Source organism: Marinobacter azerbaijanicus, from assembly GCF_030250645.1.
Taxonomy (GTDB): Bacteria; Pseudomonadota; Gammaproteobacteria; order Pseudomonadales; family Oleiphilaceae; genus Marinobacter; species Marinobacter azerbaijanicus.
The window spans coordinates 106,092-129,174 of the sequence record NZ_JASSVS010000003.1; the positions used below are offsets into that span (position 1 = coordinate 106,092).

19 protein-coding genes are annotated in these 23,083 nt (G+C 58.9%); 7 read left to right on the forward strand and 12 right to left on the reverse strand.

Features of this window, described 5'->3' with window-relative positions:
- Positions 1-51: 51 nt before the first annotated feature.
- The 12 genes from QPM17_RS06940 to pilG form a co-directional block, all read right to left on the reverse strand.
- On the reverse strand, positions 52-1,086 hold the full coding sequence (locus tag QPM17_RS06940; RefSeq protein ID WP_285389933.1) for a PAS domain-containing protein: 1,035 nt from the start codon (positions 1,084-1,086) through the stop codon (positions 52-54).
- 113 nt (positions 1,087-1,199) lie between these two features.
- Complete coding sequence (locus QPM17_RS06945; RefSeq protein ID WP_285389934.1) at positions 1,200-2,012, reverse strand: metal ABC transporter permease; 813 nt, start codon at positions 2,010-2,012, stop codon at positions 1,200-1,202.
- Complete coding sequence (gene znuC / locus QPM17_RS06950) at positions 1,999-2,781, reverse strand: zinc ABC transporter ATP-binding protein ZnuC (RefSeq protein ID WP_285389935.1); 783 nt, start codon at positions 2,779-2,781, stop codon at positions 1,999-2,001. The genes QPM17_RS06945 and znuC overlap by 14 nt, the downstream gene beginning before the upstream one ends.
- Positions 2,771-3,265, reverse strand: coding sequence for a Fur family transcriptional regulator (locus QPM17_RS06955; protein WP_285389936.1), 495 nt, complete (start codon positions 3,263-3,265; stop codon positions 2,771-2,773). The genes znuC and QPM17_RS06955 overlap by 11 nt, the downstream gene beginning before the upstream one ends.
- Positions 3,266-3,351: 86 nt before the next feature.
- On the reverse strand, positions 3,352-3,813 hold the full coding sequence (locus QPM17_RS06960) for a chemotaxis protein CheW (RefSeq protein WP_285389937.1): 462 nt from the start codon (positions 3,811-3,813) through the stop codon (positions 3,352-3,354).
- Between the two features lie 11 nt (positions 3,814-3,824).
- Positions 3,825-4,877, reverse strand: coding sequence for a chemotaxis protein CheB (locus QPM17_RS06965; RefSeq protein ID WP_285389938.1), 1,053 nt, complete (start codon positions 4,875-4,877; stop codon positions 3,825-3,827).
- Positions 4,877-12,391, reverse strand: coding sequence for an Hpt domain-containing protein (locus tag QPM17_RS06970; protein ID WP_285389939.1), 7,515 nt, complete (start codon positions 12,389-12,391; stop codon positions 4,877-4,879). Before QPM17_RS06970 ends, QPM17_RS06965 begins: the two co-directional genes overlap by 1 nt.
- A gap of 11 nt (positions 12,392-12,402) precedes the next feature.
- Complete coding sequence (locus tag QPM17_RS06975; protein ID WP_285389940.1) at positions 12,403-13,302, reverse strand: CheR family methyltransferase; 900 nt, start codon at positions 13,300-13,302, stop codon at positions 12,403-12,405.
- 27 nt (positions 13,303-13,329) lie between these two features.
- On the reverse strand, positions 13,330-15,405 hold the full coding sequence (locus QPM17_RS06980) for a methyl-accepting chemotaxis protein (protein ID WP_285389941.1): 2,076 nt from the start codon (positions 15,403-15,405) through the stop codon (positions 13,330-13,332).
- Between the two features lie 91 nt (positions 15,406-15,496).
- Positions 15,497-16,042 (reverse strand): chemotaxis protein CheW, encoded by a 546-nt coding sequence (locus QPM17_RS06985; RefSeq protein WP_285389942.1) that lies wholly within the window; start codon positions 16,040-16,042, stop codon positions 15,497-15,499.
- 20 nt (positions 16,043-16,062) lie between these two features.
- Complete coding sequence (pilH, locus tag QPM17_RS06990) at positions 16,063-16,425, reverse strand: twitching motility response regulator PilH (protein WP_007154227.1); 363 nt, start codon at positions 16,423-16,425, stop codon at positions 16,063-16,065.
- A gap of 32 nt (positions 16,426-16,457) precedes the next feature.
- A complete protein-coding gene (gene pilG, locus QPM17_RS06995; RefSeq protein WP_007154228.1) occupies positions 16,458-16,850 on the reverse strand; it encodes a twitching motility response regulator PilG in 393 nt (130 codons plus the stop codon).
- Positions 16,851-17,146: 296 nt separating this feature from the next.
- Here pilG and gshB point away from each other — a divergent pair, with 296 nt between their 5' ends.
- Genes gshB through QPM17_RS07030 form a run of 7 tightly spaced genes read left to right on the forward strand, consistent with a single transcriptional unit; the run spans position 17,147 to position 22,850 of the window.
- Positions 17,147-18,091, forward strand: coding sequence for a glutathione synthase (gene gshB / locus QPM17_RS07000; RefSeq protein WP_285389943.1), 945 nt, complete (start codon positions 17,147-17,149; stop codon positions 18,089-18,091).
- A gap of 41 nt (positions 18,092-18,132) precedes the next feature.
- Complete coding sequence (locus QPM17_RS07005; RefSeq protein ID WP_285389944.1) at positions 18,133-18,999, forward strand: energy transducer TonB; 867 nt, start codon at positions 18,133-18,135, stop codon at positions 18,997-18,999.
- Positions 18,996-19,562: a YqgE/AlgH family protein gene (locus QPM17_RS07010; protein WP_285389945.1), complete on the forward strand. Its 567-nt coding sequence runs from the start codon at positions 18,996-18,998 to the stop codon at positions 19,560-19,562. The genes QPM17_RS07005 and QPM17_RS07010 overlap by 4 nt, the downstream gene beginning before the upstream one ends.
- Positions 19,555-19,995, forward strand: a complete 441-nt coding sequence (gene ruvX, locus QPM17_RS07015; RefSeq protein ID WP_285389946.1) for a Holliday junction resolvase RuvX — start codon at positions 19,555-19,557, stop codon at positions 19,993-19,995. Before QPM17_RS07010 ends, ruvX begins: the two co-directional genes overlap by 8 nt.
- Positions 19,996-20,027: 32 nt before the next feature.
- Positions 20,028-20,537, forward strand: a complete 510-nt coding sequence (gene pyrR / locus QPM17_RS07020; protein WP_285389947.1) for a bifunctional pyr operon transcriptional regulator/uracil phosphoribosyltransferase PyrR — start codon at positions 20,028-20,030, stop codon at positions 20,535-20,537.
- Between the two features lie 31 nt (positions 20,538-20,568).
- Entirely contained in the window at positions 20,569-21,582 is a 1,014-nt protein-coding gene (locus QPM17_RS07025; RefSeq protein WP_285389948.1) for an aspartate carbamoyltransferase catalytic subunit, read from the forward strand.
- Positions 21,579-22,850, forward strand: a complete 1,272-nt coding sequence (locus QPM17_RS07030; protein WP_285389949.1) for a dihydroorotase — start codon at positions 21,579-21,581, stop codon at positions 22,848-22,850. Before QPM17_RS07025 ends, QPM17_RS07030 begins: the two co-directional genes overlap by 4 nt.
- Positions 22,851-23,083: the final 233 nt, after the last annotated feature.

The window sequence follows — 23,083 nt, forward strand, 5'->3', positions numbered from 1 at the left end:
AGGCGACAACGTGGGCAGTATACTGTGTGATGGCCCCCATAAGACCCTGAGTCAGGACGCGGGGCCGTTGGGTTGAAGGCTGAGCCGGTACCCGCTGAAGCCGCGTAGCGTGTCCTGCAGTGCCAGGGCCCGCAGCGTGACGGACACCTTGTTGCTGTCGGCGTCCAGCAGTTTCAGGTCGATGCGCTGTATTTGCCGCTCCTGCCGAGCCGCCTGAAGTGTCCTCTGGAAGTTGTCCACACATGCCGGATCAATCAATTGCTCAAAGGGCACCCCGGTGAGGTCAGCCGGTGCCTTTTGCAGCAGGTCGGCCACCTGGGGAGAGATGTATCCCGTGGTGGCCTCCTCATCCAGTTCGCAGATGGTCGCCCCGGACAGCGCCACCAGATCACGGCTGCGCTGCTCACTGTCATTCAGTGCCTGCCGCAGAATCGATTTCTCCACCTGCATGTTGTCCAGTTGCCTTACGTACTCCTCGCGCGCCCTTTCAGCCGTGCGGTAGCGGATTTGCCAGCGCCGGATACGCAGGCACATCAGGGTGACGATCATAGCGGCCAGCAGTGTCATTGACAGTCCTGCCAGCAGAGCGAATCGCAATGACTGGTTGGCTGGCCGTTCCAGGAACCGGGTGTCGGGCGACGTGGTCAGCAGCCATCGATGTTCGCCAATGGCAACTTCCGAACGCAGGGATCTTGAAGGGTCCGGATTTGCTGTGTGAGTGGTCTGATACAGAGGAATCTTGGTGTGTCGCTCAAGGGTATCAACACGAAGGTTGATTGTACCTGGCACTACACCTTTGAATACTGTTGCCAGCCAGAGCCCAACAGAAGCCGAGTCTTTTACCGTGCGGTCAGGCACCACCCGGTCGATATAGGTGGGAGGAATCTGATCATGGCCGCTCAGCCGCGCAACGAGCTTGTTGTGTTGCTGGCGATAGACTTCCTCGGCAAGGTTCCGGGAATGGTCCTCCAGGGCGCTGGCCGTGAAGCCGGTCACCACCAGGCCAACCGCCAGAATCAGCAGGGGCGCCCACAGATGTGGCAAGGTCAGAATGTGTCCTTTTCCTGTCAGCCCGTGGCTTTCCATAGGTTAATCCATAACCGTTGGCGAGTGTTCGTGGTGGTTGCCTGCTCTATACTTTAGTCCACACTTCAGAGCACAGCCATGACTCGGGTAAATTATACCCCGTCAAACCTGTTTCAGGTCCGGACCTGGCGAGCCAGGCCATAGACCAGAAGAAAGGCGGAAAAGGCGGTGACAACGACGGAAGGGCCAGCCGGTGTGTCGAGGTGCCAGGACAGAGACAGCCCTCCGGCAACGGCAATAAAACCGAACACGATGGCCAGGCCCACCATATGTTCCGGGTTGTGAGCCAGTCTCCTGGCAGTGGCAGCGGGAATGATCAGCAGGGCGGTAATCAGCAGCACCCCGACAATCTTCATGGCAACAGCGATCACTATCGAAAACATCAGCATCAGCGCAAGCCGCAGGCGCTCTACGGGAATGCCCTCAACCCTCGCCAGCTCTTCGTGGATAGTGCTCATCAGCAGTCCGCGCCACAATACCGTCAGCAGTCCCAGAATCAGTATGGCACCGCCATAGATCCAGAGCAGGTCCTGACGACTCATCGCCAGGAGGTCGCCAAACAGCAGGCCCGTCAGGTCCACCCGGATATCGGGCATGAAACTCAGGGTCACCAGGCCGATGGCAAGCGCACTGTGGGCCAGGATACCCAGCAGGGTGTCGGTGGCCAGGGTCTTGCTGCGGGAAAACAGAACCAGGGCAATTGCCAGTACCACGCAGGTGATGATGACACCCAGATTGATGGGCACGCTGATCAGAAAGCTCAGTGCAATACCCAGCAGCGCCGAGTGTGCCAGTGTATCGCCGAAGTAGGCCATGCGACGCCACACCACGAAACAGCCCAGAGGACCTGCCACCAGGGCCACGCCCAGGCCGCCAATAAGTGCACGCCAGAAAAAGTCACCGAGCACGGCATCAATGAGAGGCATGGGAGCACTCCGCTTGGCCATCATTGTGATCGTCGGAAACCACATCGCCATGCAGGTCGTGGCTGTGGTTGTGTCGGTGATGGTACACCGCCAGGCTTTCTGCCACCGGTTGGCCGAAGGTTTCAATGAAGGCAGGGTCGTGGGAAATATCCTCGGGGTAACCACTGCAACAGACGTGCTGGTTCAGGCAGATCACCTTGTCGGTGGCGGCCATTACCAGGTGCAGGTCGTGGGAGATCATGATCACTCCGCAGTTGAGCTCGTCCCGCAGGCTCCGGATCAGGTCGTAGAGGGCTGCCTGACCATTGATATCCACACCCTGGGCGGGTTCATCCAGCACCAGCAGGTCCGGCCTGCGGGCCAGTGCACGGGCCAGTAGCAGCCGCTGCTTTTCGCCACCGGACAGGTGATGGACCGAGGCATTGAACAGGTGCTCCACCCCGGTCTGCGCCAGCGCGGTCAGGCACTCCTGTTGTGGGCGTCCGCTGAGCAGCATGAAGCGTCGCACACTGATCGGTAGCGTGGTCTCCAGGGTCAGGTGTTGAGGAACGTAACCAATGGTCAGTCCCGGCGCCATGGTCAGGGACCCTCCGGAGACGGGTTGGATACCGAGCACGGCTTTGATCAGTGTGGTCTTGCCCGCCCCATTGGGGCCGATAATGGTGATGATATCGCCCCGCCGTACACGCAGATCCACGTGATCAACCACTGTCCGGTCATCAAAGCTGACGGTTAACTGTTTCAGTTCTACCAGGGCTTCATCCGTCATGGGCAGGTTCCGATACACAGCGGGGGCAGTAGCCAGCCACCTCAATGGTCACGTCGTCGGGCTGAAAGGATTCTGCAGCCGCCGCCCGGCTTACGGCACTGGATACACCAGGGGCTGTCAGTTCCAGCACATTGTGGCAGGCACGACAGATCAGGAACATCCCGTTGTGAGCCTCACCCGCATGAGTGCAACCGATAAACGCATTCAGCGATGCAATCCGGTGTACCAGGCCGTGTTGCTGGAGGAAGTCGAGAGCACGATAGACCGTGGGTGGCGCCGCGTTGTGACCGTCCTCTGCCAGTACCGCCAGCACGTCGTAGGCCCCGAGAGGCTTGTGGGACTGCCAGATCAGCTCCAGTACCCGTTCACGGGTCGGCGTCAGGCGGGCGCTATGCTGCTGGCAGATGGTTCTGGCATCGGCCAGCGCCTGTGCAACACAGGCCTCGTGGTTATGGGGACGATAGGGAAGAGCGCTGGGTGACATGGGCACTGTCCTGCGAAATTTGCAACATTATAACATTAGCAAAAAACAGTGCCACGTCTGCAGTGGGTAAAGGGGTGATGGTTCGGCTAGCGGGATGCTTCCACAGCTAGGGACTCCAGGTAGCCAAGGTCGGGGATGATGGCGGTCTCGCCCTCGACTTCCACTACCATAAGATCGGCGGGGCCGGTCTCGCCGTCGATTTTTTTCACCTGATCTTCAGTCAGACGGGTCTGGCTGGGAATACCCTGGGTGACCAGGGCCATAAAGGGTACGGTGTTGTGATGGTCGCCAATGGTGTTCAGCACCACAATGCGGCCACGGTTCCCGCCGGGAACCGTCAGCTTGCCGCCATTGGCGGCGTCATAGGAGATGACTGGCAGATTGAGGCCGCGCCAATCCAGTTCCCCCACCAGCCATTCCGGGCTGTTGGCAGCCGGGTCGGAGCTGGCAAAATCCACCACTTCCGCTATCGAGACGTTGGGTAACAGCAATTGTTTGCCGCTCATGGGAATCATAACGCAGGGCAGGGTTTGGCTGTTGTCGCTCATTACTCATTTCCTCAGGCGGAATCCCGTTTCTGCCGGCCTTTGAGCAGGCAGGATTCTTCAATCGTTTTGACGAGTTCTCGGGCCAGCTGCTCCGGCGTGCCACAGAAAACGGAACAACCGGTAGCCGCCACGGAATCAGGCATGGAACTGTTTCCGCAACTGCTGCTTTCCTGTACCCAGATGCGGCTACCATAGGCCTTCAGTAGTGGCGCGGCAATGGCGCCGTCGTTGCCCATACCGGAAAAAATGATGGCATGGCATCTGGCGCCATAATGGTCAGCAATATTCAGCAGTACCTGATCAATGGACGGGCCATAGGGGCCGGGCCAGGGAGTATCCCTCTGCTGCAGTGCGCCGCTGTCGTCCAGGGCCCACTCGTGCTCGACTGGCATCAGGATAACGTCACCGTTATGAATCCGATACCCGTTTTCCGCCGGTTTCAGCTGGTAGTGGGCGTGGCGTCCAAGCACACGGGTGAGCACTTCGGTAAAGTTGTTGTCGATATGCTGGGCATAGACAAAGCCCACCGGCAATCCGGGTGGCAGGTTGTCTAGAAAGGTTTTCACTGCCGCGGGACCACCGAGCGAAGCCCCCAGAATCCAGATCTCTTCGGCGGGCAGGTCCGCGGATGCCGGGGGGATCCATTGGGGAAGCTTGGGGGCGGTTGTTGTCCGCGGCTGCTCGTTGGCCAGTTCTTCGATCGAGGCTGCGGAATCCAGCTTCTCAAGATGTCCGAGACACTGCTCCAGTTTGTCGAGCAGTCGGCGTTCCCAGCGAAAGTACTCTGTGGTGCCTGGCTTCGGGGCCGCGTCCAGTCCAAACAGGACGGGTGCTTCGGTATTCTCCAGCAGATGATCGAACAGGACCGGATGATCTGCTTCGTCTTCGAGGGTAATCAGCCACAGACTGGCTTCCGGAAACTCAGGATAACCCTGGAGTCGATCCGGGTCGCCGGAAAAACAGACATCCAGGCCGAACCTGGACGCCGCTTCCTGCAGCCGGTGGCGCTGCAGGACAATGTCCGAGACGATACCGACCGTTGGCCGTCCTGGCTGGCCGGTCATCACTGATTCCCGGTCAGCCGCGTGATGGTTTCAAGCAGCTCGGTCTCCTGGAAAGGCTTGCCGAGGTATTCATTGACGCCGATGGCCAGAGCCCGTTCCCGGTGTTTCTCACCGGTACGGGAAGTGATCATGCAGATCGGTGTGTCTTTGAGATTTTCATCGTGGCGCACAAAACTGGCCACTTCGAAGCCATCCATACGGGGCATCTCGATATCCAGCAGGATGATGTCCGGCTTGTGATCCTGGAGTTGGGCCACTGCGTCCAGTCCGTCTTTGGCGGTGATGACTTCCATGTTGTTTCGTTCCAGCAGGCGCGACGTTACCTTGCGTACGGTAACCGAATCGTCCACCACCATAACCACGGTAGACTGCTCCTGACGGCGTGAGGCCTCTTTCGCTTTTTCCAGGTTGGCAATGCGCTGGCGCTCGGAAAGGATGTCGGAACGGATCATCGCCGGCAGATCAAGGATCACCACCACGTTACCGTCACCCAGTATGGTGGCACCTGAAACACCCCGTACCGTACTGAACTGCGGGCCAAGAGACTTGACCACGATTTCGCGGCTACCCATCAGGCTATCTACCTGCAGGGCCATGGGCTGTTCGGCACCGCGCACCAGGATAACCGGCAGTGGCAGGGCCTGGCCCTGGAGCTTGGGATGGTGGTCGCTGTTCAGCAGGCTGCCCAGATACTGCAGGCGGTATTGCTGGCCGGCGTATTCGTACAGGGGCGCTTCGGGCTTGTAGTATTCCTCAAGCTCGTAGGTGCTGACACGCACGATACCTTCGATGGTGTTCAGTGGGATGGCGTAGAAATCCTCACCCGTGGACACCATCAGTGCCCGGTTGACGGAGACCGTGAACGGCAGGCGAACCGTGAAGACCGTGCCCTTGCCGACAGTGGAATCGATGTCCAGGCTGCCGCCGAGCTGCTTGATCTCGCTGGCAACCACGTCCATGCCCACACCGCGGCCGGAAATCTGGGTGACCTGCTGGGCGGTGGAGAAGCCCGGTTGCAGGATGAACTGCAGGATTTCCCGCTCGCTCAGGTCTTCGTCCGCGGACATCATGCCCTGGCGGATCGCCTTGTCGCGAATGACCTGGGCAGGAATGCCGGCGCCGTCATCAATCATCCGCAGTACCACATCGCCACCTTCACGGGTCAGCGACAGGGTAACCTCACCGGTTTCCGGCTTACCGGCCTTTTTACGGTCTGCCGGCGTCTCGATACCGTGATCGAGCGCATTACGCAGCATGTGTTCCAGCGGCGCGATCATGCGTTCAAGGATGTTGCGGTCCATTTCCCCTTCCGGGTTGCGGACATCAAATTCGACCTTCTTGCTCAGCTCGCCACTGATCTGGCGAACGATACGGCGCAATCTGGGCACCATGGAGGCAAACGGAATCATCCGGGTCTTCATCAGACCTTCCTGGAGTTCCGTGTTAATCCGTGACTGTTGTACCAGCAGGGTCTCGGTGTCGCGCACCCGGTCAGACAGGGTTTCCCGCAGGTCTGCAAGGTCGGAGGATGATTCCGTGAGTGCCCGCGAGAGCTGCTGGATGGCGGAATAGCGGTCCATCTCAAGCGGGTCGAAGTCGTCGCCGTAATCCGGGCCGTGTTCCTTCTCCGCGCGGAACAGGATCTGGGTTTCGGTCTCGATTTCCATCCGGCGCAGCTGTTCACGCAGACGCTCGATGGTGGCGGCCATTTCATCCAGGTTGTGGCTGAAGTCGCTGGTCTGCTGCTCCAGGCGACCACGGGTAATACTGGTTTCACCGGCCAGGTTGACCAGCTCGTCCAGCAACGGCGCGGATACCCGGATGGTTTCCTGGGGCGCACGCTGGGCAGCCGCCGCTTTCGCAGGCGCCTTGGAAGGTGTCTTATTGGGCTTGGGCGCTGGCGCCACCGGTTTCTCTGGCTGGGCAGGCTTCGCTGCTGTCGGCTCGGGCGCTGTTGGTGCAACCGGTGTTTCTACCGCTGGTTTTGCAGGTTCCGGGGCTGCACCGGTGTTTTCGAAGCGGTCACGTATTCTGGAGACCAGCGCCACGATGGCATCGTGATCTTCGGTGATGGCCTGCCAGGCTTCGTCGCCCGGGGTGTTACCACCCAGATCGATCAGCCTTGTTTCCAGGGCATGAGCCTTGTCTCCCAACTCGGACAGCTGCGACAGCCGGGCACCACCTTTCAGAGTGTGCAGTGCCCGCTGGGCTTCCTGGTTGAAGTGGTGGTTGGCCGGGTCTTTGCGCCAGTCGTCCAGCAGCTGCTCCAGCTGGTCAAGGATCTCACCGGCCTCTTCCAGGAAGATTTCCAGCACTTCGGCATCAACGGCGTCTTCCTCGGCGGAAGCTTCCGCCGGTTCGGAAAGGTCGTCACCGGACGTTTTGTGGGCATCTTTCAATGCTTCAATGAGTATCCTGTCAGCTTCTGGCTTGCTGCCCTCTTCCAGGCTCGAGAGCATGCTCTGCAGGGTGCTGTGGGCTTTTTCGCTGAGTTCCAGCAGAATCGACTGGTTGCTGGAACCGGCAATCAGCGGGTCCAGTGCATCAGACCAGGCCTCTGCCAGGTCGGCAATGGGGTCAACATCGGACAGACGTGCACCGCCCTTGAGGGTGTGCAGTTCCTGCTGAAGCTGGGTCACTCCTGCGAGTTCTTCCGGGTCGTCACGCCACTGGGCCAGACATTCACCAATGGCCTCGTGAATCTCGAGACCTTCATCAAGGAAGATGCCTACCAGATCGTCGTCAGATGCCTCCGGGATGGCCTGCGCGACGGAGGTTGGCTGTTCGTCTGCTTTGTCGGAAACATCTGCTGGTGCTTCCGGTTCTTCCGCCGGCTCTTCAGGCGCTGCGGAAGGCTGCAGTCTGCCAGAGAGGATCGCCTCAACCCGTGCGACCAAGTCGGTTGCCGGCGGGCAGGGCTTCTGGGTGGCAACCTGCTCGACCATCTGCGCCAGACGGTCGTGACAGGCGAACAGCAGGTCGATCATTTCATCGCTGGCGTTTAGCTGGCCCTCTGCCACTTTCTCGAAAAGGTCTTCCAGTACATGGGTGAGGTCGCCAATGGCATCGACCCCGGCCATGCGGGCGCCACCCTTGAGTGTGTGCACATCACGCTGCAGCTCCGCAGCCACTTCGCGGTTGGAGGTGTCTTCACTCCAGGTATGCAAGGCACTGCCAGTGGAGTTGATCAGGTCATAGGCTTCTTCCAGGAAGATGCCAACAAGCTCCGGGTCGAGATGGGAGAGGTCGGTGGCGTGTTCTTCTTCGGGAGCTTCGTCCGGCGTTTCCGCTGATGTCTCCGTATCGCCTTCATCCAGGTCCGCCAATGGAATTTCTATGTCCTCTTCGGACCCGCCATCATCGTGATTCACGTCCGTGACCGGACGGGAGCCGGTGGCGCCGTCCATGTAGGCGTGGATTTCACTGATGAGATCAGGTGCCGGTCGCAGTTGCTCGTTCTGCTCCAGCGCGTCCACCATTCCCGCCAGGCGGTCGTGACAGCGGAACAGCAGGTCAGACAGTTCGCCGGTAACGGCCAGCCGCTGCTCGGTCAGACCTTCGAAGAGGTTCTCGAGTTCGTGTGAAAGGTCCCCAATGGGCGGGATGTCGGCAAGGCGAGCGCCACCTTTCAGGGTGTGCAGGTCCCGTTGCAGCAGACGCAGCAGGTCAAGGTTGCCGGTATTGTCACTCCAGCTGTGCAGGGCATCGGCGGTACTGTCGATCAGGTCACGGGCTTCCTCAAGGAAGATCTCGGCCAGTTCCTGATCCATATCATCATCGGTTTCGGCCAGCGGGGGCCTTTCATCGATGTCTTCCGACGGTTCCTCGGCGTCCAGATCAAAGCTGCGGTCAATCTCCTCAAGATCTTCAGTGAATTCCTGTTCAAAGGCATCCGGCGCCTCGTCCGCTGCCTCCCCGGACACATCCGAGGCGAGTGCGTTCAGGCTGGCAATCAGTTCGTCACCGCTTTCCGTAGCAAGCCCTGCGGCCACCTGATCCATCATGTTGATCAGGTGTTCATGGCCGGCGCGGATGGTGTCGAAGAACAACGGATCCGGCTGGAATCCCGGCGTTGCAGCGCGCTCGTAGACGTATGTCAGTGCACCGGAGAGTTCAGCGACGTCGGTCAGGTCAGCCTGTTGCGCGCCGTCCGTCAACTGCTGCAGCTCTGTGCGGAGGGTATTCAGTGCAGAGGTCTGCTCGGGGTTTTCTGCCCACTCATCCAGGATCCGGTCTGCATCCAACAGGATATCCAGGCCTTCATTGAGGAACAGCTTAACCAGCTGCGGCCGACTACTATCTTCCGTTTCATCGTCATGGGAACGGGCGCTTCGCAGTGTGGCATTGCTGACCTGCTCCAGTTTTTCCAGGAAGGTATCCGTGCCGGGAAGATCTCCCTGGGGGTTCTCCCGGATCTGGCTCAGCCCCTGGGTCAGGAAGTTGCAGGCGTCTTCGATCAGGCCGACAACCTCCTGGTCCGCGCGTTTGTTCTGGGCGCGGGCTTCCTTGACGAACCGTTCCAGTGGCGTAATCACAGCAGCTATCGGGCCAATGCCGGCTGTGTGGGCGCTGCCTTTCAGGGTATGGAGGGCACGGGAGAGATCATCCGTATAGGCAACACTGGCCTTGTCACCGGCCGCGTAGATGAAATCCTGCAGGGTTTGCAGGTGGGTCTCGGTCTCACTCTCGAAGATGTCCAGCAGTACCGGGTCTACCACGGTGTCTTCGTCATCTTCCGTCTGGAGGGCGTCAGAGGCATGCTCCTCAGCAGAGGTTGCCGCCGTTTCCGATGGCGGCATGGTGCTGGCATCCGGTATTTCACCATTGGCAAGGGCCTTGGCGCGGGCTTCCAGTACCGAGGTATCGCGGGATGAAGCGCGACGCTTCTCGAAGTCCTCGACCAGCTCGGGAAGAATGGAGGTAACCTCTTCCAGCAAGCCGGCGATGTCATCGTTCATGAAAATGCTGCCGTCGATTACCCGGTTCAGCATGTTTTCAACAGACCAGGCGAGCTCGCCCACAACCAGGGCACCTACCATGCGGCCACTACCCTTCAGGGTGTGGAATGCGCGCCGGACTTCAGACAGCGCTGTGCGATCATCATGCTGGCGAAGCAGCATGGGGAGGTATTCACGGATGGTATCCAGAACTTCGCCCGCTTCCTCGATGAAAATTTCGAGAATTTCGTCGTCGATGAGGTCATCTTCATCGCTATCTTCTGCAACAGGCGGTTCTTCGACAGTGGGGACTTCCGGTGCTGCTTCCTCTTCCGGGCCGGTTTTTTCAGACTCTGGCGCCGGCTCGGCCGTTGTGCTGTCAGTTTCGGTCTTGCGGGTGGTGGACATGGCTTCGGCGCGCTCGATAAGCTCTGCCACATCACCGTCAGACTGGCCACTACGGAAGTCCTTGATCAGCGCCGGGATTCGACTGTTGACGTCGTCAATCAGGCTGAACATCTCGTCATTGGGCCTGAGCGTCTGGTCTATGACCCGATTGAGCAGGTTCTCCACTGACCAGGCCAGTTCGCCAATACTGGTGGCGCCCACGAGTCGTCCGCTGCCCTTGAGGGTATGGAACGCACGGCGAACTTCGGTCAATGCTTCGCGATCGTCGTGGTTCTGGCGCAGACGGGGGTAGAACTCGTTGATGGTTTCCAGAACCTCCTCAGCCTCTTCAATAAAGATGCCGAGTATTTCGTCATCCAGAAGCTCCTGGTCCGAGCCTTTGGCGTCTTCGGCATCCGCCTCTGCGGAGATTTCAGTGTCAACCAGAGGTACTTCTTCCTCTGACGGATGCTGCCAGGTAGGTTCCCTGCCAACCGGGAACCCGAGAGAATCAAGGCTGGACTCGGCCACACGCAGGACGCTCTCGTTGTCTTCTATGCCCTCTGCCAGGCGTTCCAGATAGTACTCGATGCTGGTGATGGCATCCGCCAGGGTGTCCAGCTGCTTCCAGTCGGGAACCTGTTTGCCGCCCAGCAGCACATCGGTGACGTAGCGCTCGGCAGAGGCCAGCATATCGGCGACACGGTCCAGGGGTATCAGGCTCAGGCCGCCGCGAATGCTGTGCAGCAGTCCGGGCACATGCTCGATTTCGCCGGTTTCCCACTGAGAGGCAATGAAATTGACGATGGCGGTCTTGACCTGCTCAAGGGTATTGCGTGACTCCCTCAATAGGGCGCCACTGGCTTCGCTCAGTTCCCGTGAGCCCATGCTGATCCCCTGCTGATCCTCGTCAGAGGACTGGCTCTCGGAGTGCCTGTCGCTGTCAAGGCCGGCAAGGCTGGCTTCGACATAGAGCAGGGCGCCTGCGATATCCATCAGGGTACCGTCATCCACCGCCTCGGCCTGGGCGGAGAGCTTCTCCACCAGCTCGATCTGTTCGGTGATAACTTTTCGGGGTATGCCCAGGCCCAGTACCGCGAGGGTATTGGCCACCTGGCGGAGGCCGGGCAGTAATTCTTCCAGTTCGTCGTTCTGGCGCAGTTCGGAGCGGACGAACAGATCCAGCTGGTCCTTCAGCTTGGCCAACTCCTCGTTCAGAGCGCTGACCACAGAGTGGATAGCATCGCGACCGGGACCGGATACTCTATTTTTGGCGGCGTCTACGTCGTCATCGGAGGGCAGGGCCTGTTCCAGGCGATAGTCGTTGCGTAACTCCTGTACCAGTGGTGTATCCAGATCGCGGGCACGGGCGACGTAATAGAGCAGGTGTTTGAGCAGCGCTTCCGGTACCGGCTGTTGCAGGATATCCACATGCTCGTCAGTCAGCCGACGTACTTCCGCATCGAGTTCCCGGAGCAGTGACTTGACGGCGGTGTTGACCGGATTAACGTGTTCCTGAAGTGTTTCCACAAAGGCGCCGGCTGCTTTCCAGAGCTGCCCGCGGGGGGTTTTCTGGCAAAGCCGGATCAGCCGCTGGATAACTTTCTGCATGTACTCGAAATGGGCATCCAGATCCGCCTCGCGAATAACCCCGGCCAGGGCGAACTGATACATCTGGCGAAGTTTGCGGATATGGCCTAGAACTTTTGGGTCCTGCAGTCGCTGGGACACGTTGGTTGCCGCTGCAACTTTGGAAGGCGTCAGGTCGGGCTTGAACAGCGACGTGTCAGACAGCAGCGATTCGCCCCGCGCAGCCCGGAGATCGTTCAGCAATGGCAGCAGCACCATCGGAAAATCATCCTTGCTGCTGGCCAGATGTTCCAGGTACTGGGGAAGCTGCAGGATGGCCTGCATCAATACTTCCACAGCGTCGTCCACACTGGCGACGGTTTCGTTCAGGACTGCCTGGGTGAGCTTCTCCATTTCCTCGGTCAGCAGGGCTGCGCCATAAAGCTCAACCATCTGCAGGGTACCGTGAACCTGGTGGAGATAGTTCAGGCAGAAGCGCAGGCGCGCGGTGTCGTCACGATTCTCGACATACGCTTCCAGTGCCTGCTGACCCTGGGTCAGCGTGTCCTGTATTTCGCCCCGAACCCAGTCCAGGGCGATGCTGTCATGGTGATTGCCCATAACCACTCCGGTTATTCTTCGTCAGTCTGGCGTTTGATCCACGCCAGCACATGTTCCGAGGGTACCCTCTGTAAGCCAGGGGGCTGCCAGTCGGTCAGTTCTCCCTGGCCCAGGACCAGCAACCCCCCGGGCGCCAGCCGCTCTGCAAGCCGTTTTACGATTTCCCGCCGGCGCCAGCGCCGGAAATAAATCAGCAGATTCTGGCAGAAGATAATGTTCATTCCGTGCATGGGGGCATGCTTCAGGTCCAGCACATTCAGCCTTGTGAAACACACCCGCTCCCGGATGCTTTTTACAATTTCAACGTTGTTCCGCTCTGCCGGCCGGAAGTACCTGGCCTTCATGGCCTCGTCCATTCCTATCAGCTTACGCGCACTGAACAGGCCGGACTGGGCCTTGTTGATGGCGGGTTTGCTGATATCGGAGCCGGTCACCCCATACAGTGGCTGTAAAGACAGCCCTTCCATGCACTCGTTCAGCAGCATCGCCAATGTGTAGGGTTCCTCGCCAGTGGAGCAACCCACACTCCAGGCCTCCAGAGGGCGCTTTTTCAGCGCTTCGCGAGGCCGGGTAAGTACATAGTCAGACACCAGCTGAAAGGCATCCGGATCCCGGAAAAACCGGGTTTCCTGTACCGTCAGGCGGTCCACCAGAGTGGACCATTCCATAATGGCATCCGGGCCGGATACGATCTGCTCGTAGTAGGCCTGGTAGCTGCTGCATCCTATTTCCCGCATGCGAATCCCGAGATTGGTTTCGAGAAACGACTTGCGTCCGGAAGGCAGCGTTATGCCGGTGCGGTGCTCAAGCAGCGTCTGCCACTGGTTGAACTGCGCCTCGTCCATATCCGGAAGCCGGCGCAGTGACCAGATGCCGTCGGCAGGTGACAGATGGTTGCGTGTTTCAGCCATAAACTGTCAGCAGCCTCACAGCGATAATCAGCTCACCACCGGAACGTCGCTGTCTTCCTCTTCTTCCTGATCAGCCGACTCTTCCTCGGGCAGTGTGAAGCCCGCAACAGAGGACCGCAGTTCAGACGCCATCTCTGCCAGATTACCGATGGACTTGGCAGTCGCATTGGTACCGGAGGAGGTCTGCGAGGTGATTTCCTGGATGACGTTCATGGTGTTGGAAATGTGAGCCGCAGAAGACGACTGCTGACGCGCAGCGTTGGAGATGTTCTGGATCAGCTCCGCCAGAGACATGGATACGTTCTCGATTTCCTCGAGGGCGATACCCGCGTCCTGGGCCAGACGGGCGCCACGGACCACCTCGGCGGTGGTGTGTTCCATGGAGATAACCGCTTCGTTGGTATCCGACTGGATCGTCTTGACCAGCGCCTCAATCTGCTTGGTTGCCGCGGAGGAACGTTCCGCCAGTCGCTGAACTTCGTCCGCAACGACCGCGAAGCCCCGGCCCGCGTCACCGGCCATGGAGGCCTGGATTGCGGCGTTCAGGGACAGGATGTTGGTCTGGTCGGCGATGTCGTTGATCAGGGATACGATGTCACCGATTTCCTGGGAAGACTCACCCAGACGCTTGATCCGTTTGGAGGTTTCCTGGATTTGTTCACGGATGTTGTCCATGCCGCGGATGGTGTTCTGTACCACTTCCGCGCCTTTCTTCGCGATCGCAACCGACCGCTCCGCAACGGCAGAGGATTCGGCAGCATTCGAGGATACCTGGTCGATGGACACCGCCATCTCGTTAACCGCGGCGGAAGCGCCGGCAATTTCCTGGGCCTGGTGCTCGGAAGCATCCGCCAGGTGCATGGCCGTGGCCTGGGTTTCCTGGGCCGCTGATGCTACCCGTACCGCGGTACCACGAATTGCCTGTACCAGTCCGCGCATCTGGTCGATCGCGTAGTTGATGGAGTCGGCGATGGCACCGGTGAAGTCTTCGGTTACCGTGGCCTCAGTAGTCAGGTCACCATCGGCCAGGTCAGCCAGTTCGTCCAGCAGTCGCAGGATCGCGTTCTGGTTCTGCTCGTTCTGCTCCTGGGTTGTTGCCAGGCGCTCCTGGGCTTCGCGGTAGAGAACCACGCCGATCATCACAACGATACCGACCATGGCGGCCAGGATGATAAAGGCGAGGGTCGGGCTGATAAAGCGTGAGCCGGCCTGGCCGGTAAACTTCTCCGCAAGAACCGACAATTCGTCCAGCAGAACCTGTGAGTTCTGGAAGATGTCGCTGGCAGCTGTGCGCACCTTGAAGAGGTCGGGAGAGGCCTCAAGGATTGCGTCTACGTTCTGGGATACGAATTCAAACAGTTCGCCGACGGCTTCGAGGCCGTAGATGGCATCTTCGTCGTTAACCTGTGAGATGCCCATGGCCGGGTTGCCGTTCATCTGGCCTTCAAGGACGCGGCCGAACAGGCTGGCGTCACGACCGAAACGGTCGGCGGCGATAACCGCGTCTTCGTCACCGGACAATACGTTGTTGACTGACCGTACAATCCGCTCTGCCAGCAGTGACTGGCGCTGTGCAAGTGCGATCTGTTCTGCCGGGGCGTTGTTGTCCAGCAGGATCTGAACGATGTCGTCGTATTCCACCTGCAGCTGCGGGATGGTTTCGTTCAGGGTGCGGGCAACTTCATGGAGGCCGAGTACCGCGTCCCGGGTGGAAAGAATGCTGTCAGCGTTGTCCCGCACCTCTTCCCAGGTTTGCTGTACGTCGCTTTCCCGGGCGATCTGGCTTGGAGGCAGGCCGGTTTCCGGATTGCCATCAACCACATAACCCCAGAGGCGCTCGAACTCGTCACGGGAACGTCGCAGAGCGTCGAAGGCCGAGGCAGTACCGCCCGCTGCTTCCGTCGCGTTTTTCGCAATTTCCTGTGACAGTACCCGCAGCTCCGAGGCGTGGGCGATGTATGCCTGGTCGTTTTGGCTGTCCTTGTTGATAATGAACAGCACTGCAACGAGCAGGACGGTCAATGCGATCAGTGCGGCGATCAGGCCGGCAACCAGTTTGTTGCCTCCCTGTCCCATACTGAGTCTTCCGGCTCTATTTTTCATTTTCTGGCTCCCGGCCTCTTCGTAATATTGGCAAGTTTGTTTCTGCGGGCGTTGGGCAGGCGGGAAGGAGTTCCTGCCGTTATCACCACCCTTACCATTGCGCTACATCCAGAAAGCGTTCGTCTCCGAGAAGCTCGGCGGCGGAAAACACTTTCCAGACTTCCTCATTACGCTCGTAACCGCCATTCACAAACGGCTGAACGCTGGCAGGCACATCCTGTGGCGACGCCACGAAGCTGTCCACTGCGAAATACTGCATGCCCGAGACACTGTCGACCACCAGGCCACTGAATACGTCACCCTGTTCCACAACCAGTACCCGACGCTCACGCTGACTGCGGGAAGATCGGGGTATTTCGAAAAAGCTGGCAAGATCGACCAGTGGCAGGAGGCGGCCCCGCACGTTGGCGGCGCCCATCATGAACTGATGAACCCCCGGTATATGGGTGAAGCGGGGGACATGGAGGATTTCAGTGACTTCGCCCATGGGCGCAACGTAGCGCTCGCCTGCCAGAACAAAGCCGATCCCGTTCCAGAGTTCAACGGCTTCCTGTTGTTCCGGCAGTCCGGCAGCCATGGCGCGGCTGCGTCGGGCGATATCCGTCAGAACGGCAAAAGGGGCGGCCTGGGCGGACATGCTTACTCCACGGTTGGGGATCAGGCAATCAGGCTATTGATTGTTTTGATCAGGTCGTCTTCAACGACGGGTTTTACAAGATAACCCTTGGCACCCTGACGGGTACCCCATACGCGGTCCGTTTCCTGGTCTTTTGTTGTCACAATGACAACCGGGATGGAAGCGGTTTCGGGGGCGCGGGTCAGCTGGCGGGTTGCCTGGAAGCCGTTCAGGCCCGGCATTACCACGTCCATCAGGACCAGGTCCGGAGTTTCGGCGCGGGCCTTGGCGACACCGTCGGCACCGTTGTCGGCAGTCAGCACTTCGTGCTTGTGCTTTTCCAGAATGGTCGAGATTTTCTTAACCTCGGTCGGGGAATCATCAACAATCAGAATGCGGGCCATGGTGTCCTCAATAGTTCTTTGCTTCAGCAGGTTTATTGTTCCGCCTGGGGAACGTACTGGCGAATCGTGTTTAAAAGCTCATCCTTGCTGAACGGTTTGGTCAGGTACTGGTCTGAGCCGACAATTCGGCCTTTGGCCTTGTCGAACAGTCCATCTTTACTGGAGAGCATGATAACCGGCGTCTTTTTGAAAGAGGAATTGTTCTTGATGAGTGCGCAGGTCTGATAGCCGTCCAGCCGGGGCATCATGATATCGACAAAAATGATATTGGGCTGGGAGTCGGCAATTTTTGCCAGAGCGTCAAAGCCGTCTGTTGCGGTGATTACTTCGCAACCGACCTTTTTAAGAAGGGTCTCAGCGGTGCGACGAATGGTCTTGCTATCGTCGATCACCATAATCTTCAGATTCTCGAAGTTGTCATCCATTGTCCAACTGCCTTGCGCTCTGCGACTGTCGTTATTTTTCAACCGGGGGTTTTAACACAAACGTTAACGTTGTTCTATAAATCCCGCTCATTTATAGAGTATTGGTAGCCGGATAAAAAGTATAACTTTGTGACCAAATGTACTTCTGCCGGGAAAGTCACGTAATTGGTACGGGATTTCTCCGGATGCATTCGCGGCTCGGGTACAATACCATCTGTGATCACAGCATAGCACTTATTCCCAAGAGCGCTCTGCAGACCGGTTCGTGTTTTCAACCTTTTACCTGACGAGGCATTATGACAGTCCGACTCGGAATTGTGATGGACCCCATCGAGAACATCCATTTCAAGAAAGACAGCTCACTGGCGATGCTGCTGGCGGCCCAGAAGCGGGGCTGGGAAATCGAGTACATGGAGCTTCCGGACCTTTATCTGCAGGGAGGGCAGGCAAGAGCGCGCACCCGCGACCTGACTGTGCACATGGACCCGGAAGACTGGTTCAGATTCGGCGGCAGCCAGGATCGGGCGCTGGGCGACCTGGATGTTATCCTGATGCGGCAGGATCCGCCGGTGGACCGCGAGTTCCTGATGGCCACCCATATACTGGATATTGCGGAGCAGCAAGGTGCACTGGTGGTCAACCCGCCGTCCACTTTGCGCGACTGTAACGAGAAACTGTTCGCTGCCCAGTTTGAAGACTGTACCCCGCCGCTGATTGTGACCCGTTCTGCCCATCGGCTTAAGGAATTCTACGCCGAGCATGGCGACGTTATCATGAAGCCGGTGGATGGCATGGGCGGGCGCTCGATCTTCCGCGTGAAGGAGAATGACGACAATCTGGGCGTGATTATCGAAACGCTGACCAATCATGGCGCCCATCAGGCCATGGCGCAGAAATACATTCCCGAGATCAAACAGGGTGACAAGCGCATCCTGCTGATTGATGGCGAACCCGTTCCCTACGCGCTTGCGCGCATTCCCTCCCATGGCGAGAATCGCGGTAATCTGGCCGCTGGCGGCCGCGGGGAGGGTCGTGAGCTGACTGCCCGTGACCGGGAAATATGCGATCGGGTGGCACCAGTGATCAAGGAAAAAGGGCTCATCTTTGTGGGTATCGATGTGATTGGCGATTATCTGACGGAGATCAACGTGACCAGTCCCACGTGTATCAGGGAACTTGACGCCGCCTTTGGCATCGATATCTCCAGTCAGTTGCTGGATGCCATCGAGCGTCGTCTTTAATCATGGTCCGTTGCAGGGCATAACCGAGGTAAACTTCAGGAATGGCAGTGCAGGTCAGCGATTTCGATCGGTTTTCTTTTACCCTTTTCATGGCGCTGGCGCTTCACGCCATCGTGGTGCTGGGCATCACCTTTGCTCCAGAGCCTCCCCGCTCCTCGGCACAGACCATGGAAATCACCCTGTCGCAGTTTGACGACGAGACCGATCCGGAAGAGGCCGATTTCCTTGCCCAGACCAGCCAGAAAGGCAGCGGCTCCGAGGAAGAGCCGGTGGAGATGACCTCGCCGCAGCCCTCGGAAATCAGTCAGCAGGAGATCGCCGAGATCCAGCCGGAGCCGCCTTCGCAATCGAAACCGGTGCAACAGCAGGAGCAACCGGTCGTGCAGACCAAGGCGTCCAGCGAGCGCCAGGTCGCGGAGCCTGATACCACAGAGCCGCAATCGGAAGAGCCGCTGCCCATCAAGGAAAAGAAAAGCCTGATGGAGCGCAGCCTGGAGATTGCCAGTCTTGAGGCCAGATTTGATCAGCAGCGCCGGGCCTACGCCAAAAAGCCCAGAGTCATGCGCGTTACGGCGGCTTCTACCCTGAAATCGACCAATGCCTGGTATGTCCAGAACTGGGTCAGCAAGGTAACCCGTGTCGGTAATATCAACTATCCTACCGAAGCCAGGCGGGCCGGCATCTATGGCACATTGCGGATGCTGGTTTCCCTGAAGAAGGATGGCACAATAAAGGAACTGGCTATACTCGAATCATCCGGGAGTACCGTGCTTGATGATGCTGCGATACGCATCGTGAGGATGGCCGCGCCTTTCGCGCCCTTCCCGGAGGACATGCGCGAGAATGTCGATGAACTGGAAATTATCCGCACCTGGGTATTTGAACGGCGGGGGCTGACATCAGGATGACAGCATCAAAACACTCTCCACACAGCCTGAGGCACCAGTTTCTGGTGGCCTCACCCTACTTGCAGGACCCCCGTTTTCACGGGGCGGTGATTTATCTGTGCGAGCATTCCGATGAGGGTGCGTTGGGGCTGACAGTGAATCATCCCCTGGATATCCATCTGGGAGAAATCCTCGAGCAACTGGATATGGAAGGTGGCGAGTTGGATGTTCCTGTCTACGGTGGTGGTCCGGTCCAGCCCGAGCGCGGCTTCGTACTGCACTCCCCCGACGCGGGATGGCAGAATACCGCGCAGGTATCCGACGATGTTCTGCTCACTACATCCCGGGATGTGCTGTCGGATATCGGCGCTGGCAAGGGGCCGGAGCATTATCTGGTTTGCCTGGGCTATGCAGGCTGGGGCGAAGGTCAACTGGAAGACGAACTGGCCAGTAACGCTTGGCTGACCTGCCCCGCCACCCCGGACATTCTGTTCCGCACCTCCTGGGAAGATCGATATCAGGCTGTCTTGAAGTTGATCGGCATCGACCTCAATCAGCTCAGCGAGTCTGTTGGACATGCCTGAGGCCGGAAACCGCCGGGTGATGGCGTTTGATTTCGGCACCCGGCGCATCGGTGTTGCCAGTGGTCAGGAGCTGCTCGGCACCGGCAGCCCCGTAGCCATGCTGCCGGCCCGGGACGGGGTCCCGGACTGGGACCAGATTGGTCGCCTGCTAAAGGAATGGAGGCCCGACAGGGTGCTGGTGGGTCTGCCCCTGAACATGGACGACACCGAGAACGACATGTGTGCCCGTGCCCGCAAATTCGGTAAACGTTTACACGGCCGTTTTCACGTAGAGGTGGAAATGGTGGATGAGAGGCTGACCAGTTTTGAGGCCAAGGGCGACGTCATGGCCGCCGGTGGCAGCCGTGATTTTGGCCGTGACGGCGTGGACGACCGCGCTGCTGTACTGATTCTGGAAACCTGGTTTCATCAGCAGGAATCCCGTTCTGCCTGACCAGTCTCAGGCTGCTGTATGTGAGGATTGAAATGACTGCATTGCTTGATATGGACCGGCTGCTGGACGACCTGGAAGCGGGCCTGCGCAGGAAGCTGGAAGAGCGGGGCGTGACATCTCCTGCATTGATTGGTATCCGTACCGGCGGTGTCTGGCTGGCGGATGTCATGAGCAAACGCCTTGGCCTGAAAGAGCCCTGGGGCGAGCTGGACATCTCCTTTTACCGGGATGACTTCAGCCGCATCGGCCTGAACCCGAAAGTGAAGCCCTCCAGTTTGCCTTTCAGTACCGAAGACCGGGACATTATCCTGATCGACGACGTGATCATGAGTGGTCGCACTATCAGGGCAGCCATGAATGAAATATTCGATTATGGCCGGCCGGCGAGTATCATCCTGGCCACACTGGTGGATCTGGGGGCGCGGGAATTGCCGGTTCAGCCGGATGTAACCGGGCGTGTGCTGGCCCTGCAGTCGCACCAGCGTGTGAAACTGCGTGGCCCCGACCCGCTGCATATTGAACTTCAGGAAACCGGCAAGTAATCAGCGAACGCATAACATCAACAGGCGACACATGACGGCAAACGATCCTTCCTCCTCATCCCTGCAGCTTACCGCCGACGGCCAGTTACGCCACTTCCTGACTCTCGATGGTCTGAGTCGGGAACTGCTGACCGAAATCCTCGACACTGCGGATTCCTTTATTGAAGTGGGGGAACGCAGCATCAAGAAGGTACCGCTACTGCGGGGACGTACTGTTGTTAATCTTTTCTTCGAATCCAGCACCCGCACTCGCAGCACCTTTGAGCTGGCCGCAAAGCGCCTGTCCGCAGATGTACTGAATCTGGATATCAACACATCGGCCACCTCCAAGGGCGAATCGCTGTCCGACACCCTGCTGAATCTCGAGGCCATGGCCAGCGATATGTTTGTGGTACGCCATTCCCAGAGCGGCGCTCCTCATTTTATTGCCGAAAGCGTCACCCCTGGCGTGGCCATCATCAATGCCGGAGACGGCCGTCATGCCCACCCCACCCAGGCCATGCTCGACATGCTTACCATCCGCCAGCACAAGGGGGGTTTTGAGGGGCTGAAAGTGGCGATTGTCGGGGACGTTCTGCACTCACGGGTGGCTCGTTCCCAGATTCGCGCCCTGAACGAACTGGGCGCCGCCGAGGTACGTGTGATTGCGCCTGCCACCCTGTTGCCGAGGGACGTGGAGAGCCTGGGCTGTACCGTGGAATACGATATGGTCCGGGGTATGAAAGGCCTGGACGTGGTGATCATGCTGCGGCTTCAGAAAGAGCGTATGGAAGGGGCATTGCTGCCCAGCGAGCGTGAGTTCTATCGACTCTATGGTCTCAACCAGGAAAAGCTGGCCCTGGCCGATCCTGAGTGCATTGTGATGCATCCCGGCCCCATCAATCGAGGTGTGGAGATAGAGTCTGCGGTGGCCGACGGGCCGCAATCGGTGATTCTGAACCAGGTCACCAATGGTATTGCCATTCGCATGGCAGTCATGTCCATGGCCATGGGCGGCCAGATGGCGGAGCGTAACCGAAAGCTGGCTGGGAGGGCCGAGGCATGAAGAGTCTGAAAATTACGGGTGGCCGCCTGTCCAATACTGATGCTGAGACCACGGTGCTGATCCGGGATGGAATCATTACCGCAGTGGGCGAGGCTGCCGGGCAGCAATCAGCCGAGCAGGTTTTTGACGCCAGTGGCTGCATTCTTGCTCCCGGTTTTGTGGACCTGTGCTGCAACCTGCGGGAGCCGGGGAATGGTCAGAAAGGTAACATTGCCTCGGAGAGCCTTGCCGCTGCCCACGGTGGATTCACCACCCTGTGCGCCTCGCCGGACACCTCGCCGGTAAACGACTCCGGTGCAGTTACCAACCTGATTCTGGATGTGGCCGCCAAACGTTCCGCCGTGCGGATACTACCCGTGGGGGCTATCACCCGTGGTCTGGAAGGCGACCTCCTCAGTGACATGGCGGGCCTGGCCGGCGCAGGCTGTATTGCGCTGGGCAATGCTGCACGCCCGGTGAAGAATGCAAGAGTGCTGCGCCGGTGCATGGCTTACGCCCAGACATTCGGCCTGACGGTGATGTTCAGCCCTGAGAACCAGGCGCTGGCAGCTGATGGATACGCTCACGACGGGCTGGTTGCTTCCCGGCTGGGTCTGCTGGGCATCCCGGAAGTGGCGGAAACCGCTGCGATAATGGAAATGTTGTTGCTGGCGGAAGAAACCGGCGTTCGTCTGCACCTGAGTCAGCTGTCCTGTGCCCGTAGCGTGGAAATGCTGGCGGAGGCCCGAAAGCGTGGTATTGCGGTGAGCGCCGACGTAGCTATTCATCAGCTCGTGTTTACTGAAGACGCCCTGGCCGGTTTTGACAGCCGCTACCATGTGCGTCCTCCACTGCGTTCGGAGAAGGACCGGCAGGCATTGCTGGCCGGCGTACGTGATGGCGTGATAGACGCCATTACCAGCCAGCACCAGCCCCACGACTCCGCTGCCAAGCAGGCACCCATGGCGGCTACTGAGCCGGGCCTGTCCACCATCGAGAGCACCCTGTCCATGGGCCTGCTGCTGGTAGGGCGGGGTGAGCTGGATAGAGCAAGCCTGGTGCGGGCACTGACCGTCGGTCCTGCGTCAGTCATAGGCCGGTCTGCCGAAATCCGGGAAGGCGCAATTGCAGACTTGTGCGTGTTTGACCCAGAAGCAAGCTGGACTCCGGACAACACCAGCCTCTGTTCGGTGGGGCGGCATGTGCCACTGCCGGGTAAAGCAATACCGGGTGTGGTTCGTCTTACCCTGTGTGAAGGACAACAGGCCTGGCCTCGCAATAACCTGTAGTCGGCGCCGTCATGCCGGCAAAATGTGGCAGAGGTTGCTAAACCTCTGTCGAGCCCGTCACAGTTCCTTACCTTTTTGCTTCAGAGCCCTTGAAGACAGGCACCTGTGCCAACGTATTCTTGTCGTGGCCGACCTAATCTCGGCCAGACAATAATAATTCAGGAGTCATCCCCGTGAAACTAGTCAACTTACCGCGAAAGGCCACAGCGGTTGCCGCCCTGTGTGTCAGTATT